The 20,260-nt window shown below is 68.6% G+C and carries 18 protein-coding genes; 14 read left to right on the top strand and 4 right to left on the bottom strand.

From position 1 onward, the window contains the following. Positions 1–75 precede the first annotated feature (75 nt). Genes ACIQLK_RS10035 through ACIQLK_RS10020 form a run of 4 tightly spaced genes read left to right on the top strand, consistent with a single transcriptional unit; the run spans position 76 to position 4,174 of the window. Positions 76–1,410: an RNA polymerase sigma factor gene (locus ACIQLK_RS10035; RefSeq protein ID WP_400364610.1), complete on the top strand. Its 1,335-nt coding sequence runs from the start codon at positions 76–78 to the stop codon at positions 1,408–1,410. Beyond that, on the top strand, positions 1,407–2,111 hold the full coding sequence (locus ACIQLK_RS10030; protein ID WP_400364608.1) for a coenzyme F420-0:L-glutamate ligase: 705 nt from the start codon (positions 1,407–1,409) through the stop codon (positions 2,109–2,111). Before ACIQLK_RS10035 ends, ACIQLK_RS10030 begins: the two co-directional genes overlap by 4 nt. 2 nt (positions 2,112–2,113) lie before the next feature. Next, on the top strand, positions 2,114–3,136 hold the full coding sequence (locus ACIQLK_RS10025) for a sugar-transfer associated ATP-grasp domain-containing protein (RefSeq protein WP_400364606.1): 1,023 nt from the start codon (positions 2,114–2,116) through the stop codon (positions 3,134–3,136). 24 nt (positions 3,137–3,160) lie between these two features. Then, positions 3,161–4,174, top strand: a complete 1,014-nt coding sequence (locus ACIQLK_RS10020; protein ID WP_400364605.1) for a sugar-transfer associated ATP-grasp domain-containing protein — start codon at positions 3,161–3,163, stop codon at positions 4,172–4,174. Positions 4,175–4,239: 65 nt separating this feature from the next. On the opposite strand, the gene ACIQLK_RS10015 is transcribed toward ACIQLK_RS10020, so the two are convergent. Then, entirely contained in the window at positions 4,240–4,461 is a 222-nt protein-coding gene (locus ACIQLK_RS10015) for a hypothetical protein (protein ID WP_091353368.1), read from the bottom strand. Between the two features lie 193 nt (positions 4,462–4,654). Between ACIQLK_RS10015 and ACIQLK_RS10010 the strand changes: the two genes are divergently transcribed. Together ACIQLK_RS10010 and ACIQLK_RS10005 are read left to right on the top strand one after the other, a co-directional pair. Beyond that, positions 4,655–6,727 (top strand): type IIA DNA topoisomerase subunit B, encoded by a 2,073-nt coding sequence (locus tag ACIQLK_RS10010; RefSeq protein WP_400364603.1) that lies wholly within the window; start codon positions 4,655–4,657, stop codon positions 6,725–6,727. Positions 6,728–6,752: 25 nt separating this feature from the next. Then, positions 6,753–7,001 (top strand): DUF4287 domain-containing protein, encoded by a 249-nt coding sequence (locus ACIQLK_RS10005; RefSeq protein ID WP_400364601.1) that lies wholly within the window; start codon positions 6,753–6,755, stop codon positions 6,999–7,001. Between the two features lie 6 nt (positions 7,002–7,007). Here the strand turns inward: ACIQLK_RS10005 and ACIQLK_RS10000 are convergent, their stop codons facing one another. Further along, positions 7,008–9,461, bottom strand: a complete 2,454-nt coding sequence (locus ACIQLK_RS10000; RefSeq protein ID WP_400364599.1) for a DNA topoisomerase (ATP-hydrolyzing) subunit A — start codon at positions 9,459–9,461, stop codon at positions 7,008–7,010. Positions 9,462–9,555: 94 nt separating this feature from the next. Here ACIQLK_RS10000 and ACIQLK_RS09995 point away from each other — a divergent pair, with 94 nt between their 5' ends. Then, the gene (locus ACIQLK_RS09995; protein ID WP_400364921.1) at positions 9,556–10,668 is read left to right on the top strand and encodes an alkaline phosphatase family protein; all 1,113 of its coding nucleotides are present in this window, start codon (positions 9,556–9,558) and stop codon (positions 10,666–10,668) included. A gap of 2 nt (positions 10,669–10,670) precedes the next feature. Here the strand turns inward: ACIQLK_RS09995 and sepH are convergent, their stop codons facing one another. Further along, entirely contained in the window at positions 10,671–11,699 is a 1,029-nt protein-coding gene (gene sepH / locus ACIQLK_RS09990) for a septation protein SepH (RefSeq protein WP_400364597.1), read from the bottom strand. A gap of 218 nt (positions 11,700–11,917) precedes the next feature. Between sepH and ACIQLK_RS09985 the strand changes: the two genes are divergently transcribed. Continuing rightward, a complete protein-coding gene (locus ACIQLK_RS09985) occupies positions 11,918–12,211 on the top strand; it encodes a DUF4193 domain-containing protein (RefSeq protein ID WP_018186686.1) in 294 nt (97 codons plus the stop codon). A 12-nt stretch (positions 12,212–12,223) separates the two neighbouring features. Here the strand turns inward: ACIQLK_RS09985 and ACIQLK_RS09980 are convergent, their stop codons facing one another. Beyond that, on the bottom strand, positions 12,224–12,694 hold the full coding sequence (locus tag ACIQLK_RS09980) for a DUF3093 domain-containing protein (RefSeq protein ID WP_400364595.1): 471 nt from the start codon (positions 12,692–12,694) through the stop codon (positions 12,224–12,226). A 12-nt stretch (positions 12,695–12,706) separates the two neighbouring features. On the opposite strand from ACIQLK_RS09980, the gene dut reads away from it, so the two are divergent. From dut to dxs, 6 genes are all read left to right on the top strand, one after another. Then, positions 12,707–13,156, top strand: a complete 450-nt coding sequence (gene dut / locus ACIQLK_RS09975) for a dUTP diphosphatase (RefSeq protein ID WP_400364594.1) — start codon at positions 12,707–12,709, stop codon at positions 13,154–13,156. Next, positions 13,153–13,737, top strand: a complete 585-nt coding sequence (locus ACIQLK_RS09970) for a DUF3710 domain-containing protein (protein ID WP_400364593.1) — start codon at positions 13,153–13,155, stop codon at positions 13,735–13,737. The genes dut and ACIQLK_RS09970 overlap by 4 nt, the downstream gene beginning before the upstream one ends. Next, a complete protein-coding gene (locus tag ACIQLK_RS09965; RefSeq protein WP_400364592.1) occupies positions 13,734–14,510 on the top strand; it encodes a DUF3159 domain-containing protein in 777 nt (258 codons plus the stop codon). The genes ACIQLK_RS09970 and ACIQLK_RS09965 overlap by 4 nt, the downstream gene beginning before the upstream one ends. A gap of 42 nt (positions 14,511–14,552) precedes the next feature. After that, entirely contained in the window at positions 14,553–15,194 is a 642-nt protein-coding gene (locus tag ACIQLK_RS09960; RefSeq protein ID WP_400364591.1) for an LON peptidase substrate-binding domain-containing protein, read from the top strand. Positions 15,195–15,343: 149 nt separating this feature from the next. Beyond that, positions 15,344–18,208 (top strand): aconitate hydratase, encoded by a 2,865-nt coding sequence (locus ACIQLK_RS09955; RefSeq protein ID WP_400364589.1) that lies wholly within the window; start codon positions 15,344–15,346, stop codon positions 18,206–18,208. A 74-nt stretch (positions 18,209–18,282) separates the two neighbouring features. Then, complete coding sequence (gene dxs / locus ACIQLK_RS09950) at positions 18,283–20,250, top strand: 1-deoxy-D-xylulose-5-phosphate synthase (protein WP_400364587.1); 1,968 nt, start codon at positions 18,283–18,285, stop codon at positions 20,248–20,250. Positions 20,251–20,260: the final 10 nt, after the last annotated feature.

Here is a 20,260-nt window from a genome sequence, read left to right as displayed (position 1 = left end):
GCGTGCCCGAAGGACTTGACAAGGGTCTTACTAGTGTCCGAAACCCGGCGGAGTGCCGTCGGTGAAAGGCGAGACGTGACTTCGAGCACGAGGACCACCCGTACACGAGCGGCAGAAGAGGTCGACGAAGCTGACGTCGTCGAGCCTGCCGAGACCGAGGCACCCGCCAAGAAGGCTCCGGCGAAGAAGGCCGCAGCGAAGAAAGCCCCCGCGAAGAAGCCGGCAGCGACGAAGGCGTCCCCGGCGAAGTCCCGCGCCAAGAAGTCCGACGACGAGGACGACGAGGACGCCGAGGCGGACGACGTAGACCTGGACGCCGACGCGACGGACGACGCCGCCGACGACGACGCCAAGAAGGATTCCGACAAGGCCGAGGGCGACGACGAGGATGAGCCCGCGAAGCCGGCGTTCACGGAGCCCCTCCCCACGGGCGCGATCGTCATCTCGTCCGCCGACGACGACGAGGTGCCGGTCTACTCGACCCAGATCACCGGCGCGACGGCCGACCCGGTCAAGGACTATCTGAAACAGATCGGCAAGGTGCCGCTCCTCAATGCGGCCGAAGAGGTCGAGCTGGCGATGCGCATCGAGGCGGGTCTGTTCGCAGAGGAGAAGCTCTCCCACATGACGGCGGCCGAGAAGTCGTCGCAGCTGGGGCTCGACCTGCAGTGGGTGGCCCGAGACGGACAACGGGCGAAGAGCCACCTGCTCGGTGCCAACCTCCGCCTCGTCGTCTCGCTCGCCAAGCGCTACACCGGCCGCGGCATGCAGTTCCTGGACCTGATCCAGGAGGGCAACCTCGGTCTCATCCGTGCCGTCGAGAAGTTCGACTACACGAAGGGCTTCAAGTTCTCCACCTACGCCACATGGTGGATCCGTCAGGCCATCACGCGCGCCATGGCCGATCAGGCCCGCACGATCCGTATCCCCGTGCACATGGTCGAGGTCATCAACAAGCTGGCCCGCGTGCAGCGGCAGATGCTGCAGGACCTGGGCCGCGAGCCCACGCCCGAGGAGCTCAGCCGTGAGCTCGACATGACCCCCGAGAAGGTCATCGAGGTCCAGAAGTACGGCCGCGAGCCGATCTCCCTCCACACCCCGCTGGGTGAGGACGGCGACAGCGAGTTCGGCGACCTCATCGAGGACACCGAGGCGGTCGTCCCCGCCGACGCCGTTGGGTTCACGATGCTGCAGCGTCAGCTGGAGTCCCTCCTCGACTCGCTCAGCGAGCGTGAGGCGGGCGTCATCCGGATGCGCTTCGGCCTCGGCGACGGTCAGCCCAAGACGCTCGACCAGATCGGCGACACGTTCGGGGTGACGCGCGAGCGGATCCGCCAGATCGAGTCCAAGACGATGGCGAAGCTGCGGCATCCGTCGCGTTCGCAGTCGCTCCGGGACTACCTCGAATGAGCGACGCCGCGAACGAGGGCAAGGAGCTCACGCGAGCGGTGGACGGCGCGACCTACGCCCGGATCCCGATCCGGACGCACGTCGTCATGCCGGGCGAGGACATCGACGAGATCGTTGCCACCTATGCCGCTCCTGAGCTTCAGCCCGGGGACCTCCTCTTCGTGACGGAGAAGATCGTCGCGATCACGCAGGGACGCTCGTTCCTGGTCGAGGACATCACGCCGCGCCCGCTCGCGCGCTTCCTCTCGCGCTACGTCGTCAAGACGAAGTACGGAATCGGTCTCGGCATGCCCGAGACGATGGAGATGGCACTCCGCGAGTGCGGCACGCCTCGAATCGTGTTCGCGGCCGGTGTCGCGGCGGTCACGAAGCTGTTCGGCCGCCGCGGCGACTTCTATCGGATCGCCGGCGACAAGGCCCGATCGATCGACGGACCCACGCCGCACACCATCCCGCCCTACAACAAGGCCGTCGTCCTCGGGCCGAAAGAGCCCGGCAAGGTCGCCCAGCGCCTGAAGACGCGACTCGGCGGTAGCTACGACGTCGCCGTCGTCGACATCAACGACATCGGTGGCAACATCCTCGGGTCGACGCTAGACAAGGCGGGGGAGCAGCGACTCGTCCGCATCCTCTCGGACAATCCGCTCGGCCAGGGACACCAGTCCACGCCGCTCGGCATCATCCGTTCGTCGAAGGGCTGACCATGGGCGCCGTGAACAGGCTCTACCGTCGCGGCCGCTTCTTCGTGAAGCGCGTCGCGAACTTCGACACCGACCGGGTCCTCCAGTTCGCCCGCCAGTCCGCCCGACTGTCGAAGGCGCCGCTGTGGTGGGTCGTCGCGGACATGGCCTGGTGCTCGGTGCGCTACGAGACGACCTTCGAGAACTACTCGGAGTGGGACTTCCGCATCTTGACGGCGCGCGAGCGCAAGACATACATGACGGACCCGAAGTCCTTCCACCTGTCGCGCCGCCTGAACGACAACGCGCAGCGCGCGATCTTCGACGACAAGCTCCGGTTCGCGACCCGATTCGGTCCTGAGCTCGGCCGCGAGTGGATCGATCTCGACGAGACGGATGCCGCGGCCTTCGCCGCCTTCGTGGGTCGGCATCCGCGCATTATCGCCAAGAACCCCGGCGGCGTCGGGGGCAACGGCATCACGCTGGTCGACTCCTCGGAGATCGAGGATCCCGCGGCGTTCCGCGAACGGCTCCTCGCCGACCGGCAGACCCTCGTCGAAGAGGTCCTGGTGCAGCACCCCGACATGGCCGCGCTGTACCCGCGCAGCGTGAACTCCCTGCGGATGGTGTCCTACCTCGACCCCGATGGCGAGGTGCATGTCCTTGCGGGCGTCCTGAAGATCGGCAACGGCGGCGTCATCGACAACTTCAGCAACGGTGGCATGTACACGATGCTCGATGAGCACGGTCGCGCCCTCCATGCCGCCAGCGACGAAGAGGGGCGTCCCTTCGCGGAGCACCCCGCCACAGGCACCCCCATCACGGGCTTCCAGGTGCCGTTGTACGACGAGGTGCTCGCGCTGGTCGACCGGCTCGCCCGGCGCGTTCCCGCCTTCCCGTACATCGGCTGGGACATCGCGATCACGCCGGAGGGTCCCGTCGTCATCGAGGGGAACCACAATTCGGGTGTCTTCCAGTCGAAGCCGTCGGTCTCCGGGATCCGGCGCGGCCTGCTGCCCCGCTACCGCGCTGCGATGCGCTTCTGACCGATCCGAACCGAAGGGACCGCCATGCGCCGCATCCGCGTCCGCCTGCAGTACCTGATCCGACGTGCGCGGAAGATCCGGCCCGGCAATCTCGTCGAGTTCGCGCGTACCGTGCAGCGCGTCTCGAAGGCGCCGCTGCCCGTGATCATCCTCGACATGCTGTGGTGCTCGGTGCGCTACGACATGGCGTTCCGCGACTACGCCGTCTGGGACATCCGTCTGCTGAGCGGTCAGGAGCGGAAGACGTGGATGACGCATCCCAAGTCCTTCCGCATCACGAAGATGTACAACACCGCCGAAGGGCGTTCGAAGCTCGAGGACAAGCGGCGGTTCGCTCGCGAGTACGCCGACCTCCTGGGCCGCGAGACGATCGACCTCCGCGACGTCGACGACAGTGAGCTGGCCGCCTTCCTGGCCCGTCATCCGCGCGTGCTCGCGAAGCCGAACGAGGGTCATGGCGGCGGCGGAATCGACCTGCACGAGGTCGGCCCGGACGTGGACGCAGCCGCCTTCCGCGCCGAGGTGACCGGCAAGGGCCAGACCGTCGTGGACGAGTTCATCGTCCAGCACCCTCAGATGTCGGCGCTGTATCCCGACGCTGTCAACACAGTTCGTCTCATCACCTTCCTCGACACCGAGGACCGCGTGCACCTGCTCGCCGCGGTGCTTCGGATCGGCAACGGCGACGTCATCGACAACTTCGCGTCGGGCGGTATGTTCACGATGCTCGACGACGACGGTGTCGCCATGTACCCGGGCGTCGACAAGAACAGCAACGTCTACCGCGAGCACCCCGTCACGCACACCCCGATCGTGGGGTTCCAGGTGCCCGAGTACAGCCGGGTCCTCGATCTCGTCGCCGCCCTCGCCCGCCGCACGCCCGAGGCGCCGTACGTGGGATGGGACATCGCGATCACCCCGAACGGGCCGGTCGTGATCGAGGGCAACCACAACTCGAGCGTCTTCCAGCCGAAGCCGTCGGCGTCGGGCGTCCGTACCGGCCTGCTGCCGGTGTACCAGGCAGCCGTCGGGTTCTGACGGCGACGACGCGAAAGCCCCCCGCCGGAGGCAGGGGGCTTTCGTCGTGATCGGGATGCCGCGAATCAGACCGCTTCGGTCAGGCGGGCGGTCTCGTCGTGCCACGACGTGGCGACGGCGCGGAGCTTCTCTTCGTACTTGCGACCGTGGTGGGCGCAGAACAGGAGTTCGCTCCCATTGACCTCGGCGGCGATGTACGCCTGGGCTCCGCAGGAGTCGCAGCGATCCATCGCCGTGAGGCGGTGTTCGAGGACGGCTCCGGGCTCGGTGGTGGTCGACGTGCTCATGTCAGGTGCCTCCTCGTACTGCTCATGACGGGTGAACTGTCATGACATACAACCACGCGGATGTTGTGGGTATGCCGCCATTGCGTCGCATTTCGCTCAGCGCGTACGGTGTGCGCCGGCCGCGGGCGGTGCCCGCGCCGATGCCCCGTGTCGGTCAGGCGACTGTCGGTGGCGCCGAATACGATGGGAGATCGTGACAGCCGAGTATTCCGCCCACCATCTCCAGGTCCTGGAAGGGCTCGAAGCCGTTCGCAAACGGCCCGGCATGTACATCGGCTCGACGGATTCCCGCGGTCTCATGCACTGCCTGTGGGAGATCATCGACAACTCGGTCGACGAGGCTCTCGGCGGGTTCGGCGACCGCATCGAGATCCTGCTGTACGCCGACGGCAGTGTCGAGGTCCGCGACCGGGCCCGCGGCATCCCGGTCGACATCGAGCCCCGCACCGGGCTGTCGGGTGTGGAGGTCGTCTTCACCAAGCTCCACGCGGGTGGCAAGTTCGGCGGCGGATCCTACGCGGCGTCCGGCGGCCTCCATGGCGTCGGCGCATCCGTCGTGAACGCCCTCTCCGAGCGGCTCGACGTCGAGGTCGACCGCGGCGGCAAGACCCACGCGATGTCCTTCCACCGGGGCGAGCCCGGGCTGTTCGACGGGGATGGTCCGTCGTCGCCCTTCCGCCCCTTCGAGAGATCCAGTGAGCTCCGGGTCGTCGGCAAGGCGCCCCGCGGCGTCACGGGCAGCCGCATCCGGTACTGGGCCGACCGGCAGATCTTCACCAAGGATGCCGCCTTCGATCTGAGCGAGCTCGAGCAGCGTGCCCGTCAGACCGCCTTCCTCGTCCCGGGGCTCGAGATCGTCATCGTCGACCGGCGTGCCGAGGAGGAGATCGCGACGAGCTTCCGGTACGACGGCGGCATCTCGGAGTTCGCGGATTATCTGGCGCCGGACGCGCCGATCACGGACACCTGGCGTCTGTCCGGGAAGGGCACCTTCACAGAGACGGTCCCCGTCCTGCAGGCGTCCGGAGCCATGGTCCCCACCGAGGTGGAGCGCGAGTGCGAGGTCGACATCGCGCTGCGGTGGGGGACCGGGTACGAGACGGTCGCTCGCTCTTTCGTCAACATCATCGCGACGCCCAAGGGCGGCACGCACCAGCAAGGGTTCGAGCAGGGGCTGATGAAGACCCTGCGGGGCCAGATCGAGGCGAACGCACGCAAGCTCAAGGTCGGCGCGAACGAGAAGATCGAGAAGGACGACATCCTCGCCGGTCTGTCGACCGTTCTCACCGTCCGCCTGCCCGAGCCGCAGTTCGAGGGGCAGACGAAGGAGATCCTCGGAACGCCGGCGGTCCGAAACATCGTGGCGTCCGTCGTCTCGAAGGAACTCGCCGCGAAGTTCGCATCAGCGAAGCGCGACGACAAGGCGCAGACGGCGCTCCTGCTCGAGAAGGTGGTCTCGGAGATGAAGGCGCGCATCTCGGCGCGCACGCACAAGGAGACGCAACGGCGCAAGAACGCGTTGGAGTCGTCGTCCCTCCCGACGAAGCTCGCCGATTGCCGGACCAACGACGTCGACCAGTCCGAGCTGTTCATCGTCGAGGGGGATTCGGCGCTCGGCACGGCCAAGCTCGCCCGCAACAGCGAGTACCAGGCGCTGCTGCCTATCCGGGGCAAGATCCTCAACGTGCAGAAGGCGTCGATCAGCGACATGCTCTCGAACGCCGAGTGCGCCGCGATCATCCAGGTCATCGGCGCGGGCTCGGGTCGGTCGTTCGACCTCGACGCGGCCCGCTACGGCAAGATCATCCTGATGAGCGACGCCGACGTCGACGGTGCCCACATCCGCACGCTGCTGCTGACGCTGTTCTTCCGCTACATGCGCCCGTTAATCGAAGAAGGCCGCGTCTACGCGGCGGTGCCACCACTGCATCGGGTCGTGGTCATGAACCCCGGGACCAAGCCGAACGAGACGATCTACACCTACAGCGAGCAGGAATTGCACACGCTGCTAGCGAAACTCACCAAGTCCGGGCGTCGGTGGCAGGAACCTGTCCAGCGGTACAAGGGTCTCGGCGAGATGGATGCCGACCAGCTCGCCACGACGACGATGGACCGTGCGGGACGCACGCTCCGACGCGTCCGCGTGCAGGACGCCGAGGTCGCCTCGACGGTGTTCGAACTCCTCATGGGCTCGGAGGTCGCGCCGCGTCGCGACTTCATCGTGACCTCGAGCGAGCGGCTCGATCGCGAGCGCATCGACGCCTGACGCCGGCGACGCTAGCGTGACGGGTATGGAAGCCCACCGCGTCGTCGCGCCCGTCATCGCCCCGGGCGAGAAGCCGAAAGGCCCCGCCTCGTACTTCCCGAGCATCGAGAAGACCTACGGACAGCCCGTGCAGCACTGGCTGGACATCGCCGCCGAGGCGCTCGAGACCCGTACTCACATGGAGTCGGTCGCCATCCTCAAGGACGAACACGGACTCGGGCACGGACACGCCAACGCGATCGTGGCGTACACCAAGGCGAAGCTCGCCGGCTGACCCGTCTCAGGCCACGACAGTGCCGATGGCGCCGACGGCGGCATCGAGGGCCTGCCCCGAGGCATCCCGCTTCGCTCCGGCATCCGGCAGCGGGCGGACCGCGCCGTCCAGACCGACGGCGCGCGGACCGTCGCCGACCCAGGCGACCAGGAGGGCATCCTCCCAGCGCAGGAAGCGCTGTGCGCGGACACCACCCGTAGCGCGGCCCTTCGCGGGGAACTCGGAGAACAGCGAGACCTTCGCGGATCCGGGGTCCGTGCCCGGCAACGCGGCGCTCGCGCCGGCGACCGTTGCCACGACGGTCCCCTCCGTTGCAGTGACCGCGGCGAAGGCGATGACGCGTGCGCCGTCGGAGAGCCGGATCCCCGCCATTCCGCCGGCGGCGCGGCCCTGGGGGCGGACGGAGGAGGCGCCGAAGCGCAGCAGCTGGGCGTCGCTCGAGATGAACACGAGCTCGACGTCGTCGGCGGCGAGAGCGGCCCCGACGACGGTGTCGCCCGGCTTGAGGGAGATGATCTCGACATCGGGCTTCCCCGGCGGGAGCTCGGTCGCAGCGACGCGCTTGACGACACCTTGCGTGGTCCCGAGCGCGATCGGTGCCTCGGAGGTCAGCGGAACGATGGTCACGACATGCTCGGTCGGGGCGAGGCCCAGATACTGGTCAGCGCGCGTACCCGCTGCCAGTTGCACGGAGTTCGCCGGGACCGACGGCAGATCGACGGGGGTGAACCGGACCAGACGGCCGAGGGTCGTCACCGCTGCGAGATCGCCTCTCGTCGTCCCGTCGACCGCGGCGCGGATGGCGTCGTGCTTCGAGCGACGCGCCGGCGGGACGACGCCGCCACCGGGCGCGTCGGCGATGAGCTCCGCGCGCACCATGCGGCCGGTCGCCGAGAGGTAGACGCGGCATGGTGCATCAGCGATCTGGAGGTCCGCCGGCGCGGCCGCGCGGCCACGCGGGGCGACGGGCCCGCCGTTCATGAGGAGCGTACGCCGCGGCGTGCCGAACGCCTCCGCCGCGGCATCCAATTCGGTCGCGACCTGGCGGCGCAGGAGGACGTCGCTGCCGAGGAGTTCCTCGAGCGCGGCGATGTCGGCCTTCAGTGTGTTCTGCTCGGCCTCGAGCTCGACGCGCGAGAACTTCGTGAGGCGGCGCAGCCGCAATTCGAGGATGTACTCGGCCTGCAGCTGCGACAGGTCGAACACGTCCATGAGGCGTGTGCGCGCCTGCTCGCTGTCGTCGGAGGTGCGGATGACCTGGATGACCTCGTCGATGTCGAGGATCGCGATGAGGAGGCCTTCGACGAGGTGCAGGCGTTCCTGCTTGCGTGCGAGGCGGTAACGGCTGCGCCGGGTGACGACCTGGATGCGGTGGTCCAGGTAGACGCGCAGCAGTTCCTTGAGCCCGAGGGTCTGCGGCTGGCCGCCGACAAGAGCGACGTTGTTGATGCCGAAGGAGTCCTCGAGCGGCGTGAGCCGGTAGAGCTGCTCCAGGACGGCATTCGAGTCGAAGCCGGTCTTGATCCCGATCACAAGGCGCAGGCCGTTGTTGCGGTCGGTGAGGTCGGTGAGGTCCGAGATGCCGGTGAGCTTCTTCGTCGAGACGGCGTCGCGGATCTTCTCCATGACGCGCTCCGGCCCCACCATGTAGGGCAGCTCCGTGACGACGATGCCGGTGCGACGCGGGCCGAGCGATTCGATGGAGGTCTTGGCGCGGGTGCGGAACGTGCCGCGGCCGGTCTGGTAGGCCTCTTTGATGCCGTCGAGGCCGACGATGACGCCCCCGCCGGGAAGATCGGGCCCGGGCACGAACTCCATGAGCTCCTCGAGGGTCGCCCCGGGGTTCTCGAGCAGGTGGATCGCGGCCGAGACGACCTCGATGAGGTTGTGCGGCGCCATGTTCGTCGCCATACCGACCGCGATGCCGGTCGCACCGTTGACGAGCAGATTCGGGAAGGCGGCGGAGAGCACCTCCGGCTGCTGGAACTGGCCGTCGTAGTTCGGGATGAAGTCGACGACGTCCTCGTCGAGGTTCTCCGTAAGAGCCAGAGCGGATGCCGCGAGTCGGGCTTCGGTGTAGCGCGCGGCCGCCGGGCCGTCGTCGAGCGAACCGAAGTTGCCGTGCCCGTCGACGAGGGGCACGCGGAGGGCGAAGTCCTGCGCGAGGCGGACGAGCGCGTCGTAGATCGCAGAGTCGCCGTGCGGGTGGAGCTTGCCCATGACGTCGCCGACGACGCGCGCACTCTTCACGTGGCCGCGGTCGGGGCGCAGACCCATCTCGGACATCTGGAAGAGGATTCGGCGCTGGACCGGCTTCAGCCCGTCACGGGCATCGGGGAGTGCGCGCGAGTAGATGACCGAGTAGGCGTACTCCAGGAACGAGCCCTGCATCTCGTCAGCGAGGTCGACGTCCTCGATGCGTTCAACAGCGGGCGGGGGAGGGGGAGTGCGCGATGCCATGGCCTCGATCGGTCTTCGGGAGATGCTGCGAGGGGCCAGATAAGGCGGCGGAGCACCATGTGGAAGACTGACCCGGGTGTCTCTCAGCCTACCCGTGGACCCGCCGTCAGCTCGGAGCCTCACCGGTGTCGTGCCGCAGATCCTCTCCTCTCTCGAAGGGCGCGGAGACTGGTTCCCGCAGACCCGCTCGGCGGTCGTCCTCCTGGTCGACGGTCTGGGTCGAGCGAATCTGACAGCTCGCGCCGGGTACGCCCGCTTCCTCACCGCGCGGATGACGAAGAAGGATGCCGCGCGCACGGTCTTCCCCTCGACCACCGCGGTCGCCCTGGCGAGTCTGCTCACCGGCGAGATGCCCGCTCAGCACGGCCTCGTCGGGTATCGGGTCCGCATCCCTGGGACGGATCTGGCGCCGAACCAGCTCAAGGGGTGGGAGACGGACGGGTTGGACCCGCTGACCTGGCAGCGCTCCGTCCCGCTCCTCGAACGTGAGTCGGCTGCCGGGCGGCCCTGCTTCGTCGTCTCACAGCCGCGGTACGCCGGAACCGGGTTCACCGCCGCTCTCCAGCGAGGCGCGGAGTTCGTCGGCGCTGCGTCGATCACCGAGCGGGTGGAACGCGCCGCCGACCTGGCGCTCCGGCATCCGGGTGCACTCGTCTACGCCTATGTGCCGGAGCTCGACACGATCGCCCACGCGCACGGATGGGAGAGCGATCAGTGGGCTGCGGGGCTCGAGCGGGTGGACGGCGCGGCCCGGGCTCTGGACGCGGCCATCGGCTCGCACGCGGGGGCAGTCCTCACCGCGGACCACGGGATCGTCGATGTCCCGCGCCGTCGCCAGGTCCTGCTGCGAGACGGAGACCCGCTCGTGGAGGGCGTGGCGATCGTCGCGGGGGAACCCCGCATGCTCCACCTCTACGCAGAGGAAGGGCGCGCGGCCGAGGTGTTCGATCGGTGGCGGGATGCCGAGTCGCACCGTTCGTGGGTGATGTCCCGGGATGAGGCGATCGATGCAGGGCTGTTCGGCGCTGCTCCCGACTCGGACGTCCGCGCGCGGATCGGCGATGTCCTCGTGGCCGCCCGCTCAGCGGTGGCGTACTACGACGACCGCGAGCCCGATAAGAAGCCGCAGAACATGATCGGTCAGCACGGATCGCTCACCGAGCAGGAGCGCATCGTCCCGGTCGTCCGGCTCGGGGCGTTCGGCTGAGCTCAGCCGTCCTCGCTGCGCGCGCCGAAGACGATCTCGTCCCACGAGGGCATCGACGTGCGACCGCGACGGCGGCTCTGCTCGGCGGCGGGCTCGGCCGGGGCCTCGGTCTCGGGGGTCTCCGGGGCTGCGGGCGTCGTCGGTTCGTTCGTCGCCTCGGGGGCGTCGAACAGCGCGACGGGGCTCGAGGCCCGCTCGTCGCTGCGATCGCCGGGCATCGGCTCGCGCTGCCCGCGGCGACGACGGAGCGCCTCGAGGAGGTCCGCCGTCTCCGCCGACGTCACCGGAGCGTCCGGCGCCCGCTTGATCGCGGCCTGCTGAACGGCGGGGGAGGACGAGGGGCGAGCGTCAGGCGCGTCGACGTCGGCGTCCGGCTCGGCCACCGCGCGGGGACCGAACGCACCCGTGTCGAATCGCGTCGCGTCTTTCTGGGGGGCGGAGTCGAGCGCGCGCAGCCGCGGGATGAGGCCTTCGGGCAGCGAACCCTGCCGGGACAGCTGGGTCGCGTCGGAGTTCTGCGGGGACAGAGACGAACGCCGCGGATCGAACGACCAGCGCGCGTCGTGCTCGACCTCGCCGACCGTGAACTCGAGCTTGACGGTCCAGCCGTTCTGGTCCTTCCAGCTCGTCCACCGCTCGCCGGTCGCGCCCGCCTCGGCGAGCTTGGCGCGGACGGCGTTGCCGAACGTCGGCTGAGCACCCGGGTCGAGCTCGCCGCCGATCAGCACGGTCACAGCGAGAGCCTGGCCGACGATGTGCTCGCGCTCGGCGAGGACGGGGCCCTCGAAACGCTGCACATCCTCCACGCGCACTCCGAGGAGCTCGGCGACGTCTTCCGCCGTCATCCCCGCACGGATGTGGGACTGGATGTCGCGCGGGTTCGGGCGTGTGGTGCGGGGCTCCGCGTCGCGCTGCAGGCGGCGCAGCTGGGCGCGCAGCGCCTCGTCGACGGCAAGTGAGAAGCGGTCGCCGGCGTCGGTCGCGAGCATCAGACGACCGTCTTCGGTGCCGATCACTTTGAGCTGTTCCATGCGGACGTCCTCCAGATCCAGCGGGTCGGTTCATCGTGTCACGGCGGACGCGCGCGGGCGGGAATATCCGGGGCGTGCCGCGAGTTTGCGGTGGGGCGCCTCCGAAAGGCGGCGTCGACCCGGAGCCTCATTTGCGATTCATCGACTGGTGATGCAAACTATGGCCGCCCGAACGGGCCGCACCCACAGCACCACCCCGAAAGTTGAGACGTTCTCGAATGGCCACGGATTACGACGCCCCCCGCAAGACCGAAGACGACAGCGAGTCGATCGAGGCTCTCAAGGAACGCGTCCCGGACAAGATGTCCGGCTCGGTCGACGTCGAGGACTCCGACAACCCCAGCGGTTTCGAGCTCCCCGGCGCAGACCTCTCGGATGTCGACCTCGACGTCGTCGTCCTGCCCCCGCAGGAGGATGAGTTCACCTGCGTCGAGTGCTTCCTGGTGAAGCACCGGACCCAGATCGACCACCAGACCTCGATCGGTGCGATCTGCACCGAGTGCGCCGCGTAAGCAGCGCCGATCTCAGCGACCCCGCTGCGCGCGGGTGATCATCGCCGCCACCCGATCGGGGGTGCGGGACGAGAACACCCACCGTGCCGTGGGGTCGTCGTCGTCCGAGACGGGGACGCGGACGAGGCCGTCGATCCCGCCGCGGATCAGATGCCAGTCGTCGCGACGGAGACCGACGCCGCGAGCAGCCCGGGCGTCCTCCCCGACGAGGACTTCGGGAGTTCCGAGCTCTGCGACGGGGATGCGGGCTCGCCCCACGTGGAGGACCCCGTCCGACAGCGTCACGACGGGGGCGGCGAGGATCAGGGTCGCCACGAGGACGATGCCGACGCCCAATCCGATCGCGAGAGCGAGGGTCGTGTCGATCGGTGAGAAGACCACGGCGGCCATTGGGGCGCACACCGCCGCGCTCACCAGGAGCCACAGCGAGGGACTCAGTCGCTCGCGGTACGAGGGAGGGACGGTGCGGTCGGGGTTGTGCATTAGCCTCGGGGGGTGATGGATACCGTGGACGTTCCCATTATCTCGGCTCATGTGCCCGTCTACGCGCACCCGGGCGACGCCGGCGCCGACCTCGTCTCCACCGAAGAGGTGCGCTTGGCCCCCGGGCAGCGCGCCCTCATCGGGACGGGAGTCCGCATCGCGCTTCCCGACGGCTACGCCGCCTTCGTCGTCCCCCGCAGCGGTCTCGCTGCGAAGCACGGCATCACCGTGGTCAATTCCCCGGGGACGGTCGACGCGGGCTACCGGGGCGAGATCAAGGTGACCCTGCTGAACACGGATGCGGCGCAGTCCTTCGACATCGCCCCCGGAGACCGGATCGCCCAGCTCATCGTGATGCCCGTCTCACGGGCGACTTTCCTCCCCGTCGACACGCTTCCCGACAGCGTGCGCGGTGACGGGGGGTTCGGATCCACCGGCTACACGACAGGAACAACGGCATGAGCGACGAGCTCGCACTCAAGTCGGCACCGAGTGATCGGGCCGAGAACGGTCCCTTCGATGAGGCGGAGGCGAACCCCGTCCGCCCCTACATCGACCTGGGCGGGGTCAAGGTGCTCCCGCGGGAGGGTCTGAACCTCCGGCTCGAGGTCGAGGAGCAGACCAAGCGCATCGTCGCGGTCGGACTCGACTACGCCGGATCGACCCTGCAGGTCCAGCCGTTCGCGGCGCCGCGATCGAGCGGTCTGTGGGAGGAGACGCGGGAGCAGATCCGCCAGCAGGTGCGCCAGCAGGGAGGGCGAGTGGAGGAGCGCGAGGGTCCACTCGGGCCTGAGCTGCTCGCCGAGGTTCCCGTCGCCGGCGCCGACGGCGCCGCAGGCAAGCGACTCGCGCGCTTCGTCGGTGTCGACGGTCCGCGGTGGTTCCTGCGTGGCGTCATCGGCGGCGCGGCGGCGAGCGACATCGCCGCGGCCGAGCAGGTCGAGGACCTGTTCCGCTCGATCGTGGTCGTCCGCGGCAACACGCCCATGCCCCCGCGAGATCTCATCCCGCTGAAGATGCCGGCATCCCCCGGCGGCGCATGACCACCCCGCAGCACCTCCCCGAGCCCGGAGAGCCGCAGACCGGCCGGAACGATCTCGTGCCGCCGCCGGCCGGGGAGTCGACGGCATCCGATCTTCTCGGTCAGGCCCTCGGCGGCGCAGCCAAGCGCGCAGGCCTCGACCCCGCAGAGGACGCGACGACAGGCCACGTCGTGTGGCGTGCGATGGGCGGATGGCGCGGCATCGCCGAGTCGGTGCTTCCGGGGCTCGTCTTCGTCGTTCTCTTCACGGTCACCGGACAGGACCTCGTGCTGTCGCTGGCGGCCTCGGTCGGATTGGCGGCCGTCTTCACGGTGATCCGATTGATCCAGAGATCGCCGGTCGCCGCAGCGTTCGGCGGTCTCGTCGCGACCGGTGCGGCCGCGGCGCTCGCCCTGTTCACGGGTCGCGGGGTCGACAACTTCGTTCCGGGCCTCATCACCAACGCCGCCTACGGGACCGGCTTCCTGATCTCGGCACTGATCGGCTGGTCGCTGATCGGCCTGGCGGTCGGATTCCTCATGAACGAGGGGACCGCGTGGCGAGCCGATCGTCGCAAGCGTCGGGTCTTCTTCTGGCTCGCGATCGCGTGGGCTGCACTCTTCTACGCTCGGCTGGCCGTTCAGCTTCCGCTGTACCTCACCGACCAGACTGCGGCGCTCGGCACCTTGAAGCTGATCATGGGGCTGCCGCTGTTCGCGCCGATGGTGGCCGTCACGTGGCTCGCGGTCCGTGCCTTGTACCCGCCGCGCTCCGAGCGACCCGACCAGGACTGACGCACCGCCCGGCCGGGTCCCCCGAGTGCTTGACTGGGCGTCATGGACGCCGTCCCCATGTTCCCGCTCGGCAGCGTGCTGTTCCCCTACACGCCGCTCGCGCTGCGCGTCTTCGAACCGCGGTACCTGACGATGATGGGCCGTCTCCTGGATGCGGAGGACCCGTCCTTCGGCGTCGTCCTCATCGAGAGGGGACTCGAGGCCGGGGGAGGCGATGAGCGGAGCGCGCTCGGCACGATGGCTCGGATCGTCCGGATCGAGGCCGGGTCCGCCGACCTTTTCGTCATCGCCGTCGGCGGGGAACGGTTCGCGGTCGACCGATGGGGCGCCGACGATCCGCATCCGGTCGCGGACACGGCACCTGTGGAGCCGCTGACGTGGGACGACGACCTCCTGCCGTTGCGACGGGAGGCCGAGCGCGTCGTGCGCCGGGTCGCGAACCTCGCGGCCGTCCTCGACGAGGCGCGGTGGGACCCCGACACCGAGATCTCGGACGACCCCGTGGAGTCCTCCTGGCAGCTCGCCGCGATGGCGCCGCTCGGCGAGTACGACCGGTTCCGTCTCCTCGGTGCGACGACGCTGACGGAGCTTCTGACGAGGCTCATCGAGCTGTGCCTCGAAGAGGAGCCGGTGCTCGTCGCCCGTGCGGCGGACGCCTGGGACACCGACATCGACGACGTCTGAGTCCTCGCCGAGGGGCGAAGTGAGGTATCTTGATATCAAGATAAATTTCGCCGCCCGGAGTAAGGCGGACCTCACTAGTCACCGCGACCGGGCAGGGCGAAGATGGGAGGGCCGGCTGACGCCGCGCCCGCCGACGAAGGAGAGCACACGTGTCCACTGTTGACAGCTTCGGTGCCAAGAGCACACTCACAGTCGGCGACACCGACTACGAGATCTTCCGCATCGAGACCGTTCCCGGTTTCGAGAAGCTTCCGTACAGCCTCAAGATCCTCCTCGAGAACCTGCTTCGCACCGAGGACGGTGCGAACGTCACCAAGGAGCAGATCGAGGCCCTCGGGAACTGGAACCCCGACGCCGAGCCGAACACCGAGATCCAGTTCACGCCCGCCCGCGTGGTCATGCAGGACTTCACCGGTGTCCCCTGCATCGTCGACCTCGCCACCATGCGCGAGGCCGTCACCGCACTCGGCGGCGACCCGAGCAAGATCAACCCGCTGTCGCCGGCCGAGATGGTCATCGACCACTCCGTCATCGCCGACCTCTTCGGTTCTGACAACGCCCTCGAGCGCAACGTCGAGATCGAGTACGAGCGCAACGGGGAGCGCTACCAGTTCCTGCGCTGGGGTCAGACCGCCTTCGACGACTTCAAGGTCGTGCCTCCGGGGACGGGCATCGTCCACCAGGTCAACATCGAGCACCTCGCCAAGGTCATCTACGACCGGGAGGTCGGCGGCGTCCTTCGTGCCTACCCCGACACCTGCGTCGGCACCGACTCGCACACCACGATGGTCAACGGCCTGGGCGTGCTCGGGTGGGGCGTCGGCGGCATCGAGGCCGAGGCGGCCATGCTCGGCCAGCCCGTCTCGATGCTCATCCCGCGCGTCGTGGGCTTCAAGCTCACGGGTGAGATCCCCGCGGGCGTGACCGCGACCGACGTCGTCCTCACGATCACCGACATGTTGCGCAAGCACGGCGTCGTCGGCAAGTTCGTGGAATTCTACGGTGAGGGCGTCGCCCAGGTGCCGCTGGCCAACCGCGCCACCATCGGCAACATGAGCCCCGAATTCGGGTCGACCGCCGCGATGTTCCCCGTCGACGACGTGACCCTCGACTATCTGCGTCTGACGGGTCGCGACGAGCAGACCGTCGCTCTCGTCGAGCAGTACGCCAAGGCCCAGTCGCTGTGGCACGACCCGTCGCGCGAGCTCAGCTTCAGCGAGTTCATGGAGCTCGACCTCTCGACGGTCGTCCCCTCCATCGCCGGCCCGAAGCGCCCGCAGGACCGCATCCTCCTCTCCGAGGCGAAGAACCAGTTCGAGAAGGACATCCTCAACTACGCGGATGCCGCGGCCGAGGACTCCGTCGAGGTCGAGGGCACCTTCCCCGCGTCCGACCCGGGTTCGGCTCCCGGCGTCGAGCACGAGACGGTCTCGGCCGAGGGCGTCTCGCACCAGCACGAGCACGAGCACGCCCCCTCGATGATCTCGAGCGGTGCGCGCCACGCGGCATCCAAGCCCGTCAAAGTCACGACGCCCGAGGGGCAGTCGTACCTCCTGGACAACGGTGCGGTCACCCTCGCGGCGATCACCTCGTGCACGAACACCTCGAACCCGTCGGTCATGATCGCGGCGGGCCTGCTCGCCAAGAAGGCCGTCGACAAGGGCCTGAAGCGCAAGCCGTGGGTCAAGACGACGCTCGGACCCGGCTCGAAGGTCGTCACCGACTACTACGAGAAGTCCGGTCTCGACAAGGCGCTCGAGGGCCTCGACTTCTACACCGTCGGCTACGGCTGCACGATCTGCATCGGCAACTCCGGACCGCTCATCGAGGAGGTGTCGGCGGCGATCAACGAGAACGACCTCGCCGTCACCGCCGTCCTCTCGGGCAACCGCAACTTCGAGGGCCGCATCAGCCCCGACGTGAAGATGAACTACCTGGCCTCGCCGCCACTGGTCGTCGCGTACGCCCTCGCGGGTTCCATGAACTTCGACTTCGAGACCGACGCTCTCGGCAAGGACGCGGACGGCAACGACGTGTTCCTCAAGGACATCTGGCCCTCGCCCGACGAGGTCCAGGAGGTCATCGACCACTCCATCTCGCGCGAGCAGTTCATCAAGCAGTACTCGACCGTCTTCGACGGCGACGAGCGCTGGCAGAACCTGCCCACGCCCACCGGCCCCATCTTCGAATGGGACGAGGACTCGACGTACGTCCGCAAGGCGCCGTACTTCGACGGCATGGAGCGCACGCCGGCGGCCGTCACCGACATCTCGGGGGCGCGCGTCATGGCTACCCTCGGCGACTCGGTCACGACCGACCACATCAGCCCGGCGGGCAACATCAAGGCCGGCACCCCGGCTGCTCAGTACCTCACCGAGCACGGCGTCGCGCAGAAGGACTTCAACTCCTACGGCTCGCGTCGCGGCAACCACGAGGTCATGATCCGCGGCACGTTCGCGAACATCCGCTTGAAGAACGAGATCGTCGCCGCCGTCAACGACGGCAAGGTCGTCGAGGGCGGCTTCACCCGTGACTTCACGCAGCCGGGCGGCCCGCAGTCCTACATCTACGACGCGAGCCAGAACTACCAGGCGCAGGGCACCCCGCTCGTCGTCTTCGGCGGCAAGGAGTACGGCTCCGGCTCGTCGCGCGACTGGGCGGCCAAGGGCACGAGCCTCCTGGGCGTCAAGGCGGTCATCACCGAGAGCTTCGAGCGCATCCACCGCTCGAACCTCATCGGCATGGGCGTCGTCCCGCTGCAGTTCCCCGCCGGTGAGAGCTGGAGCTCGCTGGGCCTGGACGGCACCGAGATCGTCTCCATCACGGGCCTCGAGCAGCTCAACGAGGGCGTCACGCCGAAGACGGTGAAGGTCGTCGCCGAGCCGAGCGAGTTCTCGCCCGAGGGCAAGCAGACGATCGAGTTCGACGCCGTGGTCCGCATCGACACCCCCGGTGAGGCGGACTACTACCGCAACGGCGGCATCCTGCAGTACGTGCTGCGTTCGCTGGTCTGACCCCGGTTGTCAAGAGGACCCCGGCTCCGCGTGGAGTCGGGGTCCTCTCGTATGCGGGCACGTAGACTCCTGACATGAGTCTTCTCGAGGGAATTTCCGGTCCGCGCGACCTCGATCGATTCTCCAGCGAGGAGCTCCACGTCCTCGCCGACGAGATCCGTACGTTCCTCGTCGAGAACGTCTCGCGCACCGGAGGCCACCTCGGTCCCAACCTCGGCGTCGTCGAGCTGACCATCGCGCTGCACCGGGTCTTCGACTCGCCGAACGACCCGATCATCTTCGACACCGGCCACCAGTCCTACGTGCACAAGCTGCTCACCGGTCGGCAGGACTTCTCCCAGCTCCGCTCCCGCGGCGGGCTGGCGGGCTACCCGCAGCGCTCCGAGAGCCCGCACGACGTCGTCGAGTCCTCGCACGCGTCGAGTTCGCTGAGCTGGGCGGACGGTGTCTCGCGTGCGCTGACCGTCACCGGCCGCAAGGACCGCCACGTCGTCGCGGTCGTCGGTGACGGCTCTCTCACGGGCGGGATGACGTGGGAGGCGCTGAACAACATCTCCGATGACAACGACCGCAACCTCGTCATCGTCGTCAACGACAACGGCCGCTCGTACGCGCCGACGATCGGCGGTATGGCGAGGTACCTGAACCGCGTCCGCACAGCCGACAGCTACAAGACCCTCCGGCAGAGCTCCGCTCACGTGTCGCGGTTGCTCGGGCCGATCGGGCGGGCGGTCTACCGCGGCGTCCGAGGCGGTACGCACGGCTTCCTGTCCCGGTTCACGAACAACGTCGCGCTGTACTCCAATCTCGACATCAAATACCTCGGACCCGTCGACGGCCACGACCTCGACGCGATGGAGGAGACGCTCCGCCTCGCGAAGCAATACGGCGCGCCGGTCATCGTCCACGCCATCACCGACAAGGGGCGCGGCTTCGAGCCCGCTCGTCGCGACGAGGCCGACCAGTTCCACGCCGTCGGCAAGATCGACCCGGTCACGGGGGAGCCGATCGGGTCCTCGGATGCCGTCGCGTGGACCGACGTCTTCGCCGAGGCGCTCGTCGCCGCCGGTGAGCGGCGGAGCGACATCATCGCGATGACCGCCGCGATGCTGCGACCCACGGGTCTGCAGGAGTTCGCGCAGCGCTTCCCGAAGCGCGTCTACGACGTCGGCATCGCCGAACAGCACGCGGTCGCCTCGGCTGCCGGGCTCGCCTTCGGAGGACTCCACCCCGTCGTGGCGATCTACGCCACCTTCATGAACCGCGCGTTCGACCAGGTCATGATGGACGTCGCCCTGCACAAGGCCGGCGTGACTTTCGTCCTGGACCGCTCCGGCGTCACCGGCCCGGACGGCCCCAGCCACCACGGCATCTGGGATCTCGCGATGCTCCAGCTGGTGCCCGGGATCCGCATCGCCGCGCCGCGCGACGCGGAGCGGCTCCGCGAGCTCTTCGACGAGGCGGTCACCGTCGAGGACGCCCCGACCGTCGTGCGATTCCCGAAGGGGTCGGTCCCTGATTCGCTCGAGGCGATCGAGCGGCTCGAGGACGGCACGGATGTGCTGTTCCGGAGCGGCTCCGAAGACGTACTCATCATCGGAATCGGGCCCATGGCGCACATGGCCGTCGAGGTCGCCGAACGTCTCCGCGCCCAGGGGATCGGCTCGACCGTCGTCGATCCTCGGTGGGCGGTGCCGATCCGACCCGCCATCGTGGAACTCGCGGCATCCCATCGCCTGGTGATCACGATCGAGGACGGCATCCGCGTCGGAGGGGTCGGGACACGCGTGCGGCAGGTGCTGCGCGAAGCGGGCGTCTCGACGGCGGTCGACGAACTGGGCCTCCCCGATGAGTTCATCGACCATGCGACACGCGAACAGATCCTCGTGGACGCGGGGCTGACGGCGTCGAAGATCGCGCAGGACGTCGTAGCGCAGGTGCTCGGTACGCGCGTGCCCGTCGCCCGCCAGTCGACGGACGACGCGGTGTGGACCTCGCACGAGGTCGAACTCCGCGGACCGACCGACGCGGGTTCCGACTGACCGCGTGACA

Source organism: Microbacterium sp. NPDC091382, from assembly GCF_044757025.1.
Lineage (GTDB): Bacteria > Actinomycetota > Actinomycetes > Actinomycetales > Microbacteriaceae > Microbacterium.
Note: the sequence above shows the minus strand (reverse complement) of the source record. Positions and strands in the feature narration are given on the sequence as shown.